General features: G+C 71.7%; 17 protein-coding genes. 8 read left to right on the forward strand and 9 right to left on the reverse strand.

The window, feature by feature from the left end; genetic code table 11:
- Positions 1 to 51 precede the first annotated feature (51 nt).
- The gene (locus OG462_RS35115; RefSeq protein WP_406064015.1) at positions 52 to 420 is read left to right on the forward strand and encodes a zinc ribbon domain-containing protein YjdM; all 369 of its coding nucleotides are present in this window, start codon (positions 52 to 54) and stop codon (positions 418 to 420) included.
- An 88-nt stretch (positions 421 to 508) separates the two neighbouring features.
- Here OG462_RS35115 and OG462_RS35120 read toward each other — a convergent pair whose 3' ends face one another.
- The 3 genes from OG462_RS35120 to OG462_RS35130 all read right to left on the reverse strand — a co-directional run bounded on the left by OG462_RS35120 (position 509) and on the right by OG462_RS35130 (position 2,228).
- Positions 509 to 1,219, reverse strand: coding sequence for a class I SAM-dependent methyltransferase (locus OG462_RS35120; protein ID WP_406064017.1), 711 nt, complete (start codon positions 1,217 to 1,219; stop codon positions 509 to 511).
- Between the two features lie 74 nt (positions 1,220 to 1,293).
- Positions 1,294 to 1,791 carry a hypothetical protein gene (locus tag OG462_RS35125; protein WP_406064019.1) on the reverse strand — a complete coding sequence of 166 codons (498 nt, stop codon included), beginning with the start codon at positions 1,789 to 1,791 and terminating at the stop codon, positions 1,294 to 1,296.
- Positions 1,792 to 1,796: 5 nt separating this feature from the next.
- A complete protein-coding gene (locus OG462_RS35130; protein WP_406066841.1) occupies positions 1,797 to 2,228 on the reverse strand; it encodes an ATP-binding protein in 432 nt (143 codons plus the stop codon).
- Between the two features lie 262 nt (positions 2,229 to 2,490).
- Between OG462_RS35130 and OG462_RS35135 the strand changes: the two genes are divergently transcribed.
- From OG462_RS35135 to OG462_RS35145, 3 genes are all read left to right on the forward strand, one after another.
- A complete protein-coding gene (locus OG462_RS35135; RefSeq protein ID WP_406064020.1) occupies positions 2,491 to 3,366 on the forward strand; it encodes a helix-turn-helix domain-containing protein in 876 nt (291 codons plus the stop codon).
- A complete protein-coding gene (locus tag OG462_RS35140; protein WP_015037566.1) occupies positions 3,367 to 3,603 on the forward strand; it encodes a DUF397 domain-containing protein in 237 nt (78 codons plus the stop codon). It begins immediately after the preceding gene.
- 74 nt (positions 3,604 to 3,677) lie between these two features.
- Positions 3,678 to 4,484 carry an SAM-dependent methyltransferase gene (locus tag OG462_RS35145; protein ID WP_406064022.1) on the forward strand — a complete coding sequence of 269 codons (807 nt, stop codon included), beginning with the start codon at positions 3,678 to 3,680 and terminating at the stop codon, positions 4,482 to 4,484.
- A gap of 126 nt (positions 4,485 to 4,610) precedes the next feature.
- On the opposite strand, the gene OG462_RS35150 is transcribed toward OG462_RS35145, so the two are convergent.
- Together OG462_RS35150 and OG462_RS35155 are read right to left on the reverse strand one after the other, a co-directional pair.
- Entirely contained in the window at positions 4,611 to 6,500 is a 1,890-nt protein-coding gene (locus OG462_RS35150; protein ID WP_406064024.1) for a M64 family metallopeptidase, read from the reverse strand.
- A gap of 69 nt (positions 6,501 to 6,569) precedes the next feature.
- Entirely contained in the window at positions 6,570 to 7,913 is a 1,344-nt protein-coding gene (locus OG462_RS35155) for a 6-phospho-beta-glucosidase (RefSeq protein WP_406064026.1), read from the reverse strand.
- Positions 7,914 to 8,094: 181 nt separating this feature from the next.
- Between OG462_RS35155 and OG462_RS35160 the strand changes: the two genes are divergently transcribed.
- Positions 8,095 to 8,544: a YchJ family protein gene (locus OG462_RS35160; protein WP_406064028.1), complete on the forward strand. Its 450-nt coding sequence runs from the start codon at positions 8,095 to 8,097 to the stop codon at positions 8,542 to 8,544.
- A gap of 102 nt (positions 8,545 to 8,646) precedes the next feature.
- Here the strand turns inward: OG462_RS35160 and OG462_RS35165 are convergent, their stop codons facing one another.
- The 3 genes from OG462_RS35165 to OG462_RS35175 all read right to left on the reverse strand — a co-directional run bounded on the left by OG462_RS35165 (position 8,647) and on the right by OG462_RS35175 (position 12,621).
- Positions 8,647 to 10,740, reverse strand: a complete 2,094-nt coding sequence (locus OG462_RS35165) for an MDR family MFS transporter (protein WP_406064030.1) — start codon at positions 10,738 to 10,740, stop codon at positions 8,647 to 8,649.
- A gap of 136 nt (positions 10,741 to 10,876) precedes the next feature.
- Positions 10,877 to 11,128, reverse strand: a complete 252-nt coding sequence (locus OG462_RS35170; protein ID WP_406064032.1) for a hypothetical protein — start codon at positions 11,126 to 11,128, stop codon at positions 10,877 to 10,879.
- A gap of 434 nt (positions 11,129 to 11,562) precedes the next feature.
- Positions 11,563 to 12,621 (reverse strand): ATP-dependent DNA ligase, encoded by a 1,059-nt coding sequence (locus OG462_RS35175; protein WP_406064035.1) that lies wholly within the window; start codon positions 12,619 to 12,621, stop codon positions 11,563 to 11,565.
- Positions 12,622 to 12,673: 52 nt separating this feature from the next.
- Between OG462_RS35175 and ligD the strand changes: the two genes are divergently transcribed.
- On the forward strand, positions 12,674 to 13,750 hold the full coding sequence (gene ligD, locus OG462_RS35180; RefSeq protein WP_406064037.1) for a non-homologous end-joining DNA ligase: 1,077 nt from the start codon (positions 12,674 to 12,676) through the stop codon (positions 13,748 to 13,750).
- A gap of 18 nt (positions 13,751 to 13,768) precedes the next feature.
- Here ligD and OG462_RS35185 read toward each other — a convergent pair whose 3' ends face one another.
- Complete coding sequence (locus OG462_RS35185) at positions 13,769 to 14,563, reverse strand: IclR family transcriptional regulator (RefSeq protein ID WP_406064039.1); 795 nt, start codon at positions 14,561 to 14,563, stop codon at positions 13,769 to 13,771.
- A gap of 200 nt (positions 14,564 to 14,763) precedes the next feature.
- Here OG462_RS35185 and OG462_RS35190 point away from each other — a divergent pair, with 200 nt between their 5' ends.
- Both OG462_RS35190 and OG462_RS35195 read left to right on the forward strand, forming a co-directional pair.
- Positions 14,764 to 14,889 (forward strand): putative leader peptide, encoded by a 126-nt coding sequence (locus tag OG462_RS35190; protein ID WP_406064041.1) that lies wholly within the window; start codon positions 14,764 to 14,766, stop codon positions 14,887 to 14,889.
- A gap of 337 nt (positions 14,890 to 15,226) precedes the next feature.
- Entirely contained in the window at positions 15,227 to 16,252 is a 1,026-nt protein-coding gene (locus tag OG462_RS35195; RefSeq protein WP_406064043.1) for an ABC transporter substrate-binding protein, read from the forward strand.
- Positions 16,253 to 16,314 lie beyond the last annotated feature (62 nt).

Consider the following 16,314-nt stretch of genomic DNA (forward strand, 5'->3'; position numbering starts at 1 on the left):
GGCCCCCGCCGGCCCGGGGTGGCAGGGTGAGGGGCCGCTTATCCTGGGGGAGTGATCGAGAACCTTCCCCCTTGTCCCCAGTGCTCCAGCGAGTACACCTACGAGATGAACAATCTGGTGGTGTGCCCCGAGTGCGGCCACGAGTGGGTGCCGGCCGCCGACGGTACGAGCGGTGACGTCGCCGCGGAGGCGAGTGGGGAACGCGTGATCAAGGACGCCGTCGGCAACGTGCTGAACGACGGTGACACGGTGACCGTCGTCAAGGCCCTCAAGGTCAAGGGCAACCCCTCCGGGATCAAGGCGGGCACCAAGGTGCGCAACATCCGCCTGGTCGACGGCGTCGACGGTCACGACATCGACTGCAAGATCGACGGCTTCGGCGCCATGCAGCTCAAATCCAGCGTGGTCAAGAAGGCCTGAACCGCCACCGCCGCGGCCACCGCCACAGCCCCACCGGCGCCGCCTCCTGCCGTCGCCTCCCCTCGCCCCGTCCCTGCCCACCACCGCCCTACTTCTTGCGTGCCACCACCAGGCGGCACCGTGGGCTTCCGTCCTCCCGGTCACCCAAGGGCTCGACCGGGCTGAGGGTGACCTCGAAGCCCGCGTCCTCCAGGCGGGCGCGGACGTCCGCGAGGCGGAAGGTGCGGTAGTACATGACGAACGGCGGGCGCCAGAGCGCGTTGCGGACGCGCATCGTGGTGTCGAAGCCCCAGAGGATCCAGTAGAGGCGGGAGCCGACCGGGGGTGGGGCCGCGACGGGGAAGGCGAACGTGCCGCCGGGGCGGAGCGACGCGTGGACCTGGGCGAACAGGGTCCGCTGCTCGTCCGGGAGGAAGTGGCCGAAGGCTCCGAAGCTGACCGCCAGGTCGAAGACCGGGGCGAAGGGCAGGGCCAGGGCGTCGGCGCGGACCAGGCCGGCGGTGGGGTGGGCGTCGCGGGCCCGGGTCAGCATGCCCGTACTGAAGTCGACGCCGGTGATCGGGCCCGCGCAGACCGCCCGGAGGACGCCGAGTCCGGCGCCGGTGCCGCAGCAGACGTCGAGGCCCGAGCCGAAGGGGCCGAGGGTCTCCAGCGTGTGGGTGACCGCGCTCAGGAGGCGGTCGGAGGTGCGGAAGGGCGTCGCGTCGAACTTGTTCGCGAGCAGGTCGTAGCCGTGCTCGACGGAGGAGAGGGCCTGAACGGTCAGCTCGCGGAGGCTGGGACCCTGCGGGGTGAACATGTTCCCGACCCTATGCGTTCAGGGACCGCACGGGGCGAACATGCCCGACCCTGTCCCGCCACGGCCCGCTGACGTCAGAGCGCGCTGCGCACCGGCGGCCCGGCCCAGGACGGTGCGATCCCCGTCAGCTGGCAGACCAGCAGGTAGAGGGGGATGGGCGGCGTGTAGGGGGAGGTGCCGTCGGGGTGGTGGATGAGGCGCGGCAGGCGGTCCGGGATCTCGGCGCCACGCGCGTAGCAGGCGGGCAGCGGCCAGGTGACGTCGAGGTCGGAGCCGGCCGGGACCAGCCACCACCACCAGTCGGAGTCCGCGTAGACGCAGCCCTTGGCGGGGAGGCGGGAGAGGATCTTGAAGCCGAAGCGGGCCGGGACACCGACGGCGTCGCAGCCGAGGCCGGTGTGCAGTCCGACGGGGACGGCGAGGCGGGTGGCGCCCAGGTCGCGAGGGCGGGCGGAGCCGGTGGCACCTCGGGCGTCGGGGCGGGGCTCGGGTGAGCGGCGGGGTTCCGGGGCGCGGCCCGTGAGGGGGGACCTGCGGGCCCCGGGGAGCAGCGGGATCATGCGGGTGGCCATGGACCTCAGCATGTCTCCCCCATGCCGTGGGCCAGTTCCGCCCAGACGACCTGGGCCGTGCCGTGTCCGGTGCGGTCGGCGCCCCAGGCGGTGCACAGTGCGTCGACGATGAGGAGTCCGCGGCCGCGTTCGTCCTCGCCGCAGTCGCGTATCCGCGGTCCTGCCGGGCCGCCCTCGTCCCGGACGGCTATCCGCAGGGTGTCCTCGCCCTCGCGGAGCTCGCATATGAACCGGTCGCTGGCGGTGTGCACCACGGCGTTGGTGACGAGCTCGGAGACGACCAGGGCCACCGTGTCGCGGATGTCGGGGCCGCAGCCCCAGAGGATGAGCCGTTCCTCCGCGAGCAGGCGGGCCCGTGCGACCGCGGACGTGCGGGCCGGGAGCTCGAAGGCGAAGCGGCGGACGGTATCGGTCTGGGGCTGTGGGCGCGGGGCCATGACTCGGGGACTCATGAGACCTGAAGGCTGCGCGTTACCAGAAGCCACGACCGGTTCCTCACAACAGTGGGCAGGACTGCCGTACGGCGCTGTCGCCGTGGCGCGGTGGCGCACGGCGGCAGCGTGTACTGGTTCACCGGAACACTGTCCTCCTGAGTCGGACACTTGGCAAGTGGCACTCTGGAAATTGCAGAGTGCCGTGTTCTCTCTAGCCCTGCTTCGTGGCACACTCGTCGAAACAGTGCGTCGGGGAGGTCTGAGAGTGAGCGAGCCGCGGTCCGCCCCCACGGTGGGACAGGTCGTTCTCGGCAGGCGCCTGCAGGATCTGCGGGAGCGAGCCGGCCTGAAGAGGGAAGAGGCCGCGAAGATCCTCCGGGTGGCCCCGGCCACCGTCCGGCGGATGGAGACCGCCGAGGTCGCGCTGAAGATTCCGTATGTGCAGCTCCTGTTGAGGGAGTACGGGATCACGGACTCCGAGGCCGAGGGGTTCATCGCCCTCACGGAGGAGGCCAACCTCCCCGGCTGGTGGCAGCGGTTCCACGACGTGCTGCCCGGCTGGTTCTCCATGTACGTGAGCCTGGAGGGGGCGGCCAGCCTCATCCGGGCCTACGAGCCCCAGTTCGTCCCCGGTCTGCTCCAGACCGAGGACTACGCCCGCGCCATTCTGCGCAGCGGGGCGGTCGGTGGCGGCAGTGATGCCGGCAAGGACGAGGACGCCGAGCGGCATGTAGCCCTGCGGATGGAGCGCCAGTCCCTGCTGACCAGGGAGGACGCCCCGAAGTTCTGGGTGATCATGGACGAGACGGTGTTCCGCCGACCGGTCGGTGCCGGGCCCGAAGTGATGCGCGACCAGCTCGACCGGCTGCTCGAAGCGTCCGAGCTGCCGAACGTCACCCTGCAGATCGCGGAGTTCGCGTCCGGCCACCACCCCGGCACCTACGGACCGTTCGTCCTCTTCCGTTTCGCCATGCCCGAACTGCCGGACATGGTCTACAGCGAGTACCTGACCGGCGCCGTCTATCTCGACGCGCGCCCCGAGGTGGCATCCCACCTGGAGGTCATGGACCGCATGGCGGCTCAGGCCGCGACTGCACAACGCACGAAGGAGGTTCTCCGGAATCTCCGCAAGGAGCTGTGAATGGATCGCATATACAACGGCATGCCCGCCGCTGAGCTCGGTGCCGAGGGTTGGCACAAGCCGTGGAGCGGCGGGAACGGGGGCAACTGCGTGGAGGCCATGAAGCTGGCCGACGGCAGAGTCGCCGTGCGACAGTCCGCAGACCCTGAAGGACCAGCGCTCATCTACACCCACGGGGAGATCGCAGCTTTCATCCAGGGGGCAAAATCCGGTCAGGCTGACTTTCTGCTCACCTGACCCCTTCCGCCCCACCCCTACCGTCGCGTAACTCTTGCTGTAGCGCCACTCGTTCATCCCGACCAGGAGAGCCGATGACCCAGGACCCCGCATCCGTACGGATCGACACCAGCACGCCGCATCCGGCACGCATGTACGACTGGTTCCTGGGCGGCAAGGACAACTACCCGGTCGACGAGGCGATGGCGCGCCAGCTGCTCACCGTCGACGCCCGGGGCCGGGACATGGCCCGCGTCAACCGGGCCTTCATGCACCGCGCCATCCGCTGGCTCAGTGCCCACGGTGTGCGCCAGTACCTGGACGTCGGTACGGGCATCCCGACCGAGCCCAACCTGCACCAGATCGCGCAGGGGGCCGCGCCGGACTCCCGCATCGTCTACTGCGACAACGACCCGATCGTGCTCGCGCACGCGGCCGCCCTGCTGCGCTCGACCCCGGAAGGGGCCACCGAGTACATCCAGGCGGACGCCCGCGAACCCGAGATCATCCTCGAAAGGGCTGGAAAGGTCCTTGACTTCGACCAGCCCATCGCACTGTCGATGCTGGCACTGCTGCACTTCGTGGGGGACGGGGACGGCGCGTACGAGCTGGTCCGCAAGCTCGTGGACCAGCTGGCGCCGGGCAGTTACCTGGTCCTCTCGCATGTCACCGGGGACTTCAACCCCGAGGGCGCGGCGGAGGCGGTCGCGATGTACAAGGCGCGCGGGCTGACCCTGCGGCCCCGCTCGCGGGACGAGCTGGCCGCGTTCTTCGACGGACTGGAGTTCGTCGAGCCCGGGGTCTCGCTCACCGCCGAGTGGCACCCGGAGCTGGGCGAGCCGGTGCCGGTGCCGGGCGACGAGCCCATCCCGGGGTGGGCCGCAGTGGCCCGCAAGCCCTGACCCGACAGGAACAGCGCGAAGGAGGTCCGCCGACATGTCGTCGGCGGGCCTCCTTCTGTTTTACGACCTGTTCTGCGGCCTGGTCCATGGCTCCACCGGCCTGGTCCATGGCTCCACCGGCTTGGTCTACGGCTCCACCAGCGTCACCAGGAAACTCCGCGCCGGGCCGACATTGCCGGCCGCGTCGATCGTGCGGTACTCGATCGTGTGCGTGCCGTAGTCGGGCGTCGCATCGTCCCACGGCACCGCGCGGGACCGGCCCAGCTTCCCGTACACCAGGTCGTCGATCACCGTGCCGCCCGGCGAGAAGCGGAACGGCGCGTCCGCGTCCGTCGGCCAGCCGTAGTACGTGTACCAGCCGTCGCCGTCGACGCGGAACTGGTTCACCACCGCGCCCTCCTGGTCGTCCCGCGCGGTCAGCCGCATCGTGAACGGACCGTCGTAGACGTACTCCACGGGGCGTCCGGGTCGCCGTACCGTACGCAGGGGATCCGACAGCTCGTACGAGGCCGAGGCCGGGCGGGCGTCCACCGTCCAGTTCAACTTCTCGCCCGTACCCGCGAGATGTGCGGTCAGGGTGTGGATGCCCGGAGCGAGACGGAGCGAACGCAGGTCCAGGTCACGGTCGTTGGGACCCGTCCCGACGGGCCGGCCGTCAAGGCGCCAGCGCACGGACGGGGTCCGGTCCACCGGGTGGGTGGTGTCCGCGTGGACGACGGAACGGGCGCCGACGGGTGAGCCGGTGGGGGTGTGGCCGGTGAACGCCGGCCCGGTCCCGTCGGTGTGCACGGTGCCGAGGGACGGGTCCACCGTCCAGCTGACGGTCCGGGTGAGCGCCGCCGAGGCGCGGACCGCCGGGTCGCGGACGAAGGGCGTCGGGTCGGTGACCGTCGCCGTGAGCGTGTGCGGGCCGGGGGAGAGCCGCAGCTTCCGCAGGTCGACGGTGCGGGCGCCGTGTGTGGGCAGGGTCCGCCCGTCCAGTCGCCAGGTCACGGTGAGCGCACCGCCCACCGGGTGCAGGGTGTCGACCCACACCGTCCGGTCCGCGCCGATCGATGCCGTGGTCGGTGTGTGGTCCTGGACCAGGTTCACCTTGGCGGAGATCGCCTGGACCATCACCTCGCGCTCCACCTGGTCGAAGGCGTAGCCGAGGGTCTTCATCAGGGAGTGGCGGCTCGGGCGCCAGACGCCCTTCGTGCTGTACATGCCGCCCTCGAAGCGGCCGATGACGCCACCCGACTCGCTCTCCTCGCCGAGCCAGCGCCACCACTTGGCCCGCTGCTCCAGCATGTCACGCTCCGTCAGGAGCGTGTGGTGGGTGGACGAGGGCTCGGGACCGGAGTACGACTCGCCGGGCACGCCGCGCGCGTAGTAGTCGTACTCGTCCTGGAGGCCGCCGAGTGAATGGCCTATCTCGTGCGGGGTGATGAGGGAGGAGAGTGCGTTGCCGCCGGATGCGGTGGCGTAACTGCCGCCCGCGCCACCGTAGGTGGAGCTGTGCGCGAGGGCGACGATCTGCCGGTTGGCGCGGCTCGTGCCGGGGACGAGGTCGGCGAGTGCGGCGGCCTTCCGGCTGTCGACGGTCAGCAGCCGCTGGACGCTGTTCGGGTTGCAGCCGCCCCAGAACCCCATGTCGAGCGCAGTATCGCGCGCGGGGGCGTCCAGGGCGGGGTCGCAGTCGACGCCCGATTCGGCCGAAGGGGCCTCCACGGCCCACACGTTGATGTACGAGCGGTAGGAGGCGAAGGGCTCGATGCTCCACAGGGTGTTCAGATGCCGTTCGAGGTCCGCGCGGAACGCCGGCATCTCGGCGGTGGTGTAGCCGTCGCCCATGAACACCAGGTTGAACCGCCGGTCCGCCGGTCCGGTGGTCTGTACGGGGACGACGACCGGACCGTCACCGGCCGTCGGCGTCTCGGCCGCCGCCGGTACGGTTCCCACCAGACCGGCGGCCAGCAGGCAGACCGCGACGATGCGGGCCACCTCTCGTCGAACTCCCGTGCGCTGTGAGGTCATGGGGCGCGAGCCTAGGCCGCGCCCCCGGCCGCGTAAAGATGTTCGTCAGCCGTACAAGCAGGTGTCGATTCAGCGCCGGAGGTACGCCAGACCCGCATGCTCCGCCGTGTAGCCCTCCACCAGCCGGCGGGCCACCGTCACCGAGTCGACCAGTGGATGGAGGGCGAAGGCCTTGACCGCGGTCGCCCGCGAGCCGCTCTCCGCCGCCGCGAGGACCTCCCGCTCCACCGCCTTCACGGCCGTCACCAGGCCGACCGCGTGGTACGGCAGCGGGGACACCGACACCGGGTGGGCGCCGTTCGCGTCCACGAAGCAGGGCACCTCGATCACCGCGTCCGCGTCGAGCGCGGCGAGCGTCGTGCCGTTGCGCACGTTGAGGATCAGCGTGGCCCGCTCGCCCCGCGCGATCGCCCGCATGAGCGCCAGCGCCACCTTCTCGTAGCCGCCCGACTCCAGGTCCTCCTCGTCGCGCTCCCCGATCCCGGCGGCTTCCCGGTTGGCCGCCATGTAGGTGGCCTCCCGGTCGGCGAGCGTACGGTGCCAGGCGGCCAGGGCCGGCGTGTCGGGCTTCCCCATCTCCTCGTAGAAGCCGGCCTGTTGGTCGCGGAGATAGGCTCCGCGCGTCCGCTCCGCCGTCCGGTAGGCGTGCACGGCCTCCCGGTTGAAGTAGTAGTAGTGCAGGTACTCGTTGGGGATCGCACCCAGCGAGCGCAGCCACTCCGGGCCGAACAGCCTGCCCTCCTCGAAGGAACCGAGCGCCTCCTCGTCGGCGAGCAGTCGCGGCAGCTCGTCGCGGCCGCCGATCCTCAGACCCCGCAGCCAGCCCAGGTGGTTGAGGCCCACGTAGTCGATCCAGGCCTCGTCCGGGTCGGCGCCCAGGATGCGGGCGACCCGGCGGCCCAGGCCCACGGGGGAGTCGCAGATGCCGACGACCCGGTCGCCGAGGATCCGGGACATCGCCTCGGTGACCAGGCCCGCCGGGTTGGTGAAGTTGATGACCCAGGCGTCCGGGGCGAGTTCGGCGACCCTGCGTGCGATGTGCACCGCGACGGGTACGGTCCGCAGTCCGTACGCGATGCCGCCGGCCCCCACCGTCTCCTGGCCGAGCACGCCCTCGGCGAGCGCGATCCGCTCGTCGGCGGCCCTGCCCTCCAGACCGCCGACCCGGATCGCGGAGAACACGAAGTCGGCCCCGCGCAGCGCCTCGTCCAGGTCCGTCGTCGCCGTGACGCCGGGCGCGTCCGGCACCCCCTCGCCCTGCTCCGCGAGGACCCTGGCGATGGCCGAGAGCCGTCCCTCGTCGAGGTCGTACAGCGTGACGTGGGTGACCCGCCCCTCGGCGTGGTCGCCGAGGAGAGCGCCGTACACCAGCGGCACCCTGAACCCGCCGCCTCCGAGAATCGTCAGTTTCATGCTCGTACGCTACTCGGCTCCACCCGCTGAGCAGCGGGGTCCCGGCCCGGCGTCCACGCGGCCGTCCACATGCCGGTACCGGCCGCCGGCATCGCGGCGGCGACCGGACGCCCGTTCCCCGCCGCCCCGCCTCCCCGGTGGGCGCAGCGGCCCCGCGCACGCGGTGGGGGACAATGACGGCATGTCCCGACGCAAGACCCGCCCCCGTACGTCCCCGGCCCGCCCGGCCACGCCCGCCGTGACCCCGGAGTCCCCCTGCCCCTGCGGTCTCGATGCCTCCTACGGCGCGTGCTGCGGCCGGTTCCACACGGGCACGGGCGGCACCGCGCCCACCGCCGAGCAGCTCATGCGCTCCCGCTACAGCGCCTTCGTCGTCCGCGACGAGGCCTATCTGGTGCGCACCTGGGCGCCGGAGACACGTCCTGGCGAGGTCGACTTCGACCCCGGACTGCGCTGGACCGGCCTCGAGATCGAGTCGGCAACCGAGGGCTCCGCCTTCCATCAGCACGGCACCGTCACCTTCACCGCGCGTTACCTCCAGGGCGGCGAGCCCGGCGCGATGCGCGAGCGGAGCCGTTTCGCCCGCCATGAGGGCGCCTGGGTGTACGTGGACGGTGACGTCACCACGTAAGGCCGCGTCACCACGTAAGGCCGCGTCACCGAGTAAGGGCGCGTCACCACGTAAGACCGCGTCACCGAGTAGGGGCGCGTCACCACGTAGAGGAAAGCCGGGTCAGCTGACCCCCGCCGAGACCTTCGGCCGTGCCGCCGGGAGGCCGTTCGCCAGGTCCTCGGCGACGATCTTCTTGGCGATGGCGTCCGTCGCGACCCGCAGTTGGGGACCGCTGGGGCGGCCACTCTCCTGCTCGATCCGGTCGGAGAGCCAGTCGCCCCACGCGTGCGTGATGACATCCGCCTCGCGTTTGCCCGCCGGGGTGTGGGAGAGCAGGCTGCCGTCGCGGGTCAGGAAGCCCTCGTCGACCATCCGCTCGAAGACCGGCAGCAGCACCTCGGGCGGGACCCGCCGGCCCGCCGAGATCAGACCCAGGCTCGCGTGCCCGACCGTCCGCGTGAACAACTCGACCTGCATCACCGCCCACGCCCCGGCCATGTCGAGCCGGGTGTCGGAGGTGTCGACGATCCGCCGGGCCGTGTCACGGTCGATACGGCGCAGGATCCGGCCCACGGACAGCTCCAGGAGCTTCGCCGAGTCGCCCGACATGGTGGGGGAGGCGAAGCCCTCGCCCATGTCGGGTGCGGCGGCGCGCGCCGAGTCGCGGAGTGTCACCTGCTTGAGGAAGAGCGCGACGACGAAGCCGACGGCGGCGACCGGCACCGTCCAGAGGAAGACGGTGTGCAGGGTGTCGGCGTAGGCGTTGACGATCGGCTCCGCCACCTGGTCCGGCAGGCCGTGCACCCCGGCCGGGCTCTGCGCGGCCTGCGCGAGCCCTGCCGGGTCCACGCCGAGGCTCTCGGCGACGGCCGCGGCCTCGGCGACCCCGGCCGCGAGGTTGGGCTTGAGGGAGTTGACGTAGATCGTGCCGAAGACGGCGGTGCCGAAGGAGCTGCCGAGCGTACGGAAGAAGGTGACGCCGGAGGTGGCGGTGCCCAGGTCGGCGTAGTCGACCGTGTTCTGCACGGCGATGGTGAGGACCTGCATGCACAGGCCGATGCCGACGCCGAGCACGAACATGTACAGCGACGCGAGCCAGGTGCTGGTGCCCGGCTCCATGAGCGACAGCAGGTAGAGCCCGAGCCCCATCACCAGACAGCCGACGATCGGGAAGATCCGGTAGTGGCCCGTCTTGCTGACCACGTTGCCGCTGAAGATGGACGCGATGAGCAGGCCGACGACCATGGGGAGAGTGCGGATGCCGGAGACGGTGGCCGAGTCCCCGTCCACGTACTGGAGGTAGGTCGGCAGGAAGGTCATCGCGCCGAGCATGGCGAAGCCGACGACGAAGCTCAGCACGGAGCAGACGGTGAAGACCGGATTGCCGAACAGCCTCATGGGCAGCATGGGTTCGGCGGCGCGGGTCTCCACCCAGCAGAACAGGGCGAGGGCGATGACGCCGCCGGCGAAGAGGCCGATGATGACCCCGGACGTCCAGGCGTACTCGTTGCCGCCCCAACTGGTCGCCAGGATCAGGGCGCTGGAACCGGCGGCGACCAGCGCGATGCCGGCGTAGTCGATGATCGGCTTGCTCGCCGACCGTACGGAGGGGATCGTGCGGGCGGCGGCGATCACGACCAGGATCGCGATGGGCACGTTGACGTAGAACGCCCAGCGCCAGCTGAGATGGTCGGTGAACAGACCGCCGAGCAGCGGGCCGATGACGGTGGAGACACCGAACACGGCCCCGATCGCGCCCTGGTACTTGCCGCGTTCACGCAGCGGGATCACATCGGCGATGAGCGCCATCGAGGTGACCATGAGGCCGCCCGCGCCGATGCCCTGGAGGCCGCGCCAGACGATCAGCAGCGTCATGTTCGTGGCGAGTCCGCAGAGGAACGAGCCGGTGATGAAGACGACCGCCGAGATCTGGAAGATCACCTTGCGGCCGAAGAGATCGCCGAACTTGCCGACGAGGACGGTCGCGACCGTCTCGGCGAGCAGGTACGAGGTGACCACCCACGACATGTGGGCGGCGCCGCCGAGGTCCGACACGATCGTGGGCAGTGCGGTGCCGACGATCGTCTGGTCGAGGGCGGCGAGGAGGACACCCAGCATGATCGTGCCGAAGACGATGTTGCGGCGGCGGCTGTCGAGCACGGGTGGCTCGGTGGCGGCCGAGGGCGCGGGCGCTGCGTCGCTGGTCGTGGTCACTCTCGCAGCGTCACACCGGCCCCGACCGGGTGCATGCGGGGGACGGCCGAACGGGCGGACCGGCCGGGGCGTGACGGACCGGACCCGTCAGGGGTGAAGAGGCAGGGCCCGCCAGGGCGTGACAGGGCCGGACCCGTCAGGGCATGACGGGCAGTTTGGGGTGGTGCTTGGCGAGGATCTTGTTGGCCCGTGCGAGCGCGGCGAGGGCGTGCTCGCGGTCCGCCCGGTCCTCCGCGCAGAGCGGCCCCCGGAAGCGGTACACCTCGCGCGCCGCGCAGTCCGCGTCGATCTCGGCCTGAAGGACGTGCAGCGGCAGGCAGGAGCCGATCAGCGCGGCCACACGGTCGGGGATCGGGACGGGTACGAGGCGCGAGGGCGAGGTGATCACGGGTCAGTCCTAGTGGGTCCGGGAGGCGTACGGAAGGGTCTGCTCTCCATACGTACCGGATCGCCGTACAGGTTCCGGCACGGCGATGTCGCGGTGGGGCAACGACGCGGCGGCCCTCCGGCGGGGCGCGCGTGTACCGGAGCGGGGAAGCGGGTAAGGGCGCCGGGGGCGGACGGAGGCGTTCTCGCAGGTACGGGCGCGGGTGGCCGCCGCGGGAATGCGCACGCTCCCTGTGTATCGCCCGTATGTACGGCGAACGCATGGTCGATAAATGGGTGTTGGGCCCGTTCGGGCTCCGGCGGAGTGTGAAGCATCTCACTCTGCGGATTGGCGGATTCCGGACGGCGGCGCCGGCCGGCGCCGGCCTTCAGGATCTGTCCGACGGATCAGGCCCGGGGCCGCGGCGCGTTCGGCCCCGAGCCACCGGACACCCCCTAGGTCAAGATCTCGGACAGCTCGTACGAGACGGGCTCGTCCAGCTGCCCGTACCCGCAGGACTCCGGCGCCCGGTCCGGACGCCACCGCTTGAACTGGGCCGTGTGGCGGAAGCGGTCGCCCTCCATGTGGTCGTAGCCGACCTCGCAGACCCGCTCGGGCCGCAGCGCCACCCACGACAGGTCCTTCTTCCCCGACCAGCGGCTCGGCGCACCCGGCAGCCGCGCCCCCGCGTGCGCCGCCTCCTCCGCCCATGCCGCCCACGGGTGCCCGTCCGGCGGATCCATCCGGAGCGGTTCCAGCTCCTCGATCAGCTCGGCCCGCCGCTGCGCGGTGAAGGCCGCGCACACGCCGACGTGCTGCAGGGCGCCCTTGTCGTCGTACAGGCCGAGCAACAGCGAGCCGACCACCGGTCCGCTCTTGTGGAAGCGGTAGCCGGCCACCACGACATCTGCCGTCCGCTCGTGCTTGATCTTGTACATGAGGCGGGCGTCGGGCCGGTACGGCAGATCGAGCGGCTTGGCGATCACCCCGTCGAGGCCCGCGCCCTCGTACTGCTCGAACCAGCGCGCGGCCAGCTCGGCGTCGCGGGTCGCCGGGGCCAGATGGACCGGCGCGTCGACTCCGGCGAGCATCCGCTCCAGGGCCTCCCGGCGCTCGCTCAGCGGGGTGTCGAGCAGCGAGTCGTCCCCGAGGGCGAGCAGGTCGAAGGCGACGAACAGGGCCGGGGTCGTCGCGGCCAGCATGCGAACCCGGGAGTCGGCCGGATGGATCCGCTCGCTGAGCCGGTCGAAGTCGAGATGCCCGTCGTGCTCGATGACGATCTCGCCGTCGACCACGCAGCGCTCCGGCAGCCGGGCCGCGAGCGCCTCGACCAGCTCGGGGAAGTAGCGCGTGAGGGGCTTGCCGGTACGGCTGCCGATGACGAGCTCCGGCCCGTCGCGGTGCACGATCGCGCGGAAGCCGTCCCACTTCGCCTCGTACTGCATCCCGGACGGGATCCGCTTGACCGACTTGGCGAGCATCGGTTTCACGGGCGGCATCACCGGAAGATCCATGAGGCGATTGTCCGGTATGCGGGACTTGTCGGCGAGCCCTAGGCTGACCGGCATGGCAGGCAAGGCGGCAGCGGTGGAACTGGAAGTCGGCGACCGGACCGTACGCGTGTCCAACCCGGACAAGGTGTACTTCCCCGAACCCGGCTACACCAAGCTCGACATGGTCAGCTACTACCTGACCGTCGGCGACGGAATCACGCGCGCCCTGCGCAACCGCCCCACCACCCTGGAGCGCTACCCCGACGGGGTGACCGGCGAGTCGTTCTTCCAGAAACGCGCCCCGAAGTACCTGCCCGACTGGATCCCGACCGCCCACATCACCTTCCCCAGCGGCCGGTCGGCGGACGAGATGTGCCCCACCGAACCGGCGGCCGTGCTCTGGGCCGCCAACCTCGGCGCCGTCACCTTCCACCCGTGGCCGGTACGGCGGGACGACACCGACCACCCCGACGAACTCCGCATCGACCTCGACCCGCAGCCCGGTACCCACTACGCCGACGCCGTCCGCGCCGCCCACGAACTGCGGGCCGTCCTCGACGAACACGGACTGCGCGGCTGGCCGAAGACCTCCGGCGGACGCGGCATCCACGTCTTCGTCCCGATCCTGCCCAACTGGACGTTCACGCAGGTCAGGCGGGCGGCCATCGCCTGCGGCCGGGAGCTGGAGCGGCGGATGCCGGAGCAGGTCACCATCAAGTGGTGGAAGGAGGAGCGCGGCGAGCGGATCTTCGTCGACTACAACCAGACGGCCCGGGACCGCACGATCGCCTCCGCCTACTCCGTACGCCCGCGACCGCACGCACCCGTGTCGGCGCCGCTGCGGTGGGAGGAGGTCGACGACGCCGTGCCGCAGGACTTCGACATCAGGACGATGCCGGTCCGGTACGCCGAGGTGGGCGACGTCCACGCCGACATGGACGACGAGCGGTTCAGCCTGGAGTCCCTGCTCGAACTGGCTCGGCGGGACGAGGCGGAGCACGGCCTCGGTGACCTGCCGTACCCGCCGGAGTACCCGAAGATGCCGGGCGAACCGAAGCGGGTGCAGCCCAGCCGGGCGAAGAAGAAGCCGGCGGAGGAGACGGAGGCGACGAAGACATCGGACGGGGGCGCGGCGGAGGACGCGGACTGACGGGGAGGCGGGCGGAGGCTACCCGGTCCGTTCGCCGGGATCCCGTCGCTCCGCCGGGGCGAGCAGCAGGACCTCCAGGGCGCGAGCGCAGGCCCGCGCCTGCGCCAGGTACCAGTCGAGCCGGGCGTCGGTGATCAGCTCCGGGGTCGCCCGGACCGCGAGCGCGAAACGCGCGTGCCCCGCCCGCTCCAGGACCGGCACGGCCACGGTCCGCACCCCATGGGCCGACTCCCCGTCGTTGAGGGCGTACCCGGCCTCCCGTACGCGTGCCAACTCCGCAGCAAGGGCCGGAGGTTCGACGATGGTCCGCTCGGTGAACGCGTACAGCGGCGGCAGGGAGCGCGGGCCGGCCTCGCCCGCGCGGGGCCACGCGAGCAACACCTTTCCGAGCGCCGTCGAGTGCAGGGGCCGGCGCAGACCCACCTTCGGGGTCACCGAGCCACCCGCCACGATCACCACGTGCGGGCCGCTGCGCAGGGCCAAATCGGCCGTGGCGCCGGTCCGTTCGGCGAGATCGGAGAGCTCGGGAGCCGCCAGGTGCAGTCCCCGCTGGTGGTACGAGAGCCGTCCCAGCTCCGTCATCGCCGGGCCGAGCCGGTAACGGGCGGTCCGGGCGTCCTGCTCCAGGAACCCCGCGCCGAGCAGGGTCCGGGCGAGCCGGTGTGCGGTGGACGTGGAGAGCCCGAGCCGCCGCGCGAGGTCGGAGGCGCTCAGGTCGGGCCCGTTGTCGTGGAAACAGTGCAGCACATCCAGTGCGCGGCGGACCGCCTGGGCGCCCGCCGGGGGTCGGACGGTGCCGGCCTCGGTCGTCATAGGGTTCGCTCCCCGTGGGTGATCGGGCTCCCACGCTCCCACATCGCGGGAGCCGCATCGGGGTTCGGGCGAGGTCGGAAACACGCCGTTCATACGCAATCCCACATCGTGGGAGGCAAGTTGTCGGCGGCGGAACTTCCGTGGCAGGGTTCCGGCCAAGCCACCACAGCGGCACCGAGCCGGAGGGAGCAGGGCCAGCCATGAACGCACGACGTACCGCACGACGTACCCGGCGATGTGCGCCCACCGCCTCTCCCGTGCCGCTCGTCCTCACCCGACGCCGCCACATCGACCTGGAGCGCGTCGCAGGGGCCGGCTGTCGCTGACGTGTCGCAGGGCTGACCTCGTCGGACCTTGCCGAACCTTGCCGAACCTCGTCGGATTTCGTCGGCGGAGTCCCTTGCAGAGAACGTCTCGGCCGGTGGGCCGACGTCTGCCCGATGTGAGAACCGGTCTCACCGCGAGAGGCGCCTCCGGCCGAGAGTCGCCTCCTCGCGAGACCGTCCACGTTCCCGTCGCGTGCCCATCGACCCGACCAGCGCAGCCACTTCGCCGTCAGTTCTCTGTCACCTTCACCCCGGCCGCGCCTTCGCCGTCGCTCGACATCCCGACGCGACCGGCGTCGCCGCCCCCGCCGTCCCACCTCACCCCGGGAAGCCCTCCATGACGCATGCCCGCGTTCCCGACACGCTCTGGTTCACCCGCTGCCCCGTGCCCACCGCCACCGGTGTCGCCGCCGATCGCGGCTGGCTGGACCGGGAGTTCGCGCCCGACGGCATCGCCGTCCGCTCCCTCCAGGACGCCGAGCCCGGCGCCGACCGTGCCACCCACTTCACCCACGCCCTTCCCGGACTCTTCCGTGAGGGCGGCAACGTGCCCGCCCTGTGGGCCCGTTCGCGCGGCGAGCGGACCCGGCTCGTCGGGCTCACCTGGATCGAGGAGCGTCAGGTCGTGCTCGTCGCTCCCGGCTCCCCGGTGCGCGGAGCCGCCGCCCTGCACAGCCTGCGGCTCGCCCTGCCCCGGCACTCCGTCCCCATCGACTTCTGGCGGGCGATGGCCCTGCGAGGCTTCGAGGGGGTCCTCGCCTCCGCCGGGTACGGACTCGGCGACGCGGTCCTCGTCGACGTACCCGCCGACGGCCATCGGGGCCAGTGGGCCGCCGAGCTGGACGCCCTGCGCCGGGGCGAGGTCGACGCCGTCTACGTGAAGGGCGCACTCGCCGTCGAGGCGGCCCGCCGCGCCGGGGCCGAGGTGGCCGTGGAGCTGGACGCGCTCCCCGACCCCGCGCACCGCGTCAACAACGGCACCCCCCGTCCCCTCACCGTGCACCAGGACCTTCTGGACGAACACCCCGAGCTCGTGGCCCGATTCCTCGCCGTGCTGCTCCGCGCCGCCGACTGGGCCGCCGACGAGCCGGCCGAGGTCGCCCGGATCCTCGGCGCCGAGACCGGTGCGGGTGCCGAGGGCGTCGCGGGGGCCTACCGGCCCGGCATCCATCGCACCCTCCACCCGGACCTGTCCGACACCCGGCTCGATCTGCTCGCCCGGCAGGAGGTGGCCCTGCGTGCCCACGGCTTCCTGCCGGAGGTCGTGGACGTACACACCTGGGCAGACCCGGAGCCCCTACGACGGGCCCGGCAGCTGGCGGCCGCCGCCCGGGCGGAGCCGTCCCCGCAGCCGATTCCGTAACCCGCCGCGCCTCAACCCGCCGCTCCGTAACCCCGCTCCCGCCGCCCTCCCGAATCTTCCGA

The sequence above is a fragment of the Streptomyces sp. NBC_01077 genome (genome assembly GCF_045162855.1).
In the GTDB taxonomy this organism is placed as follows: Bacteria; Actinomycetota; Actinomycetes; order Streptomycetales; family Streptomycetaceae; genus Streptomyces.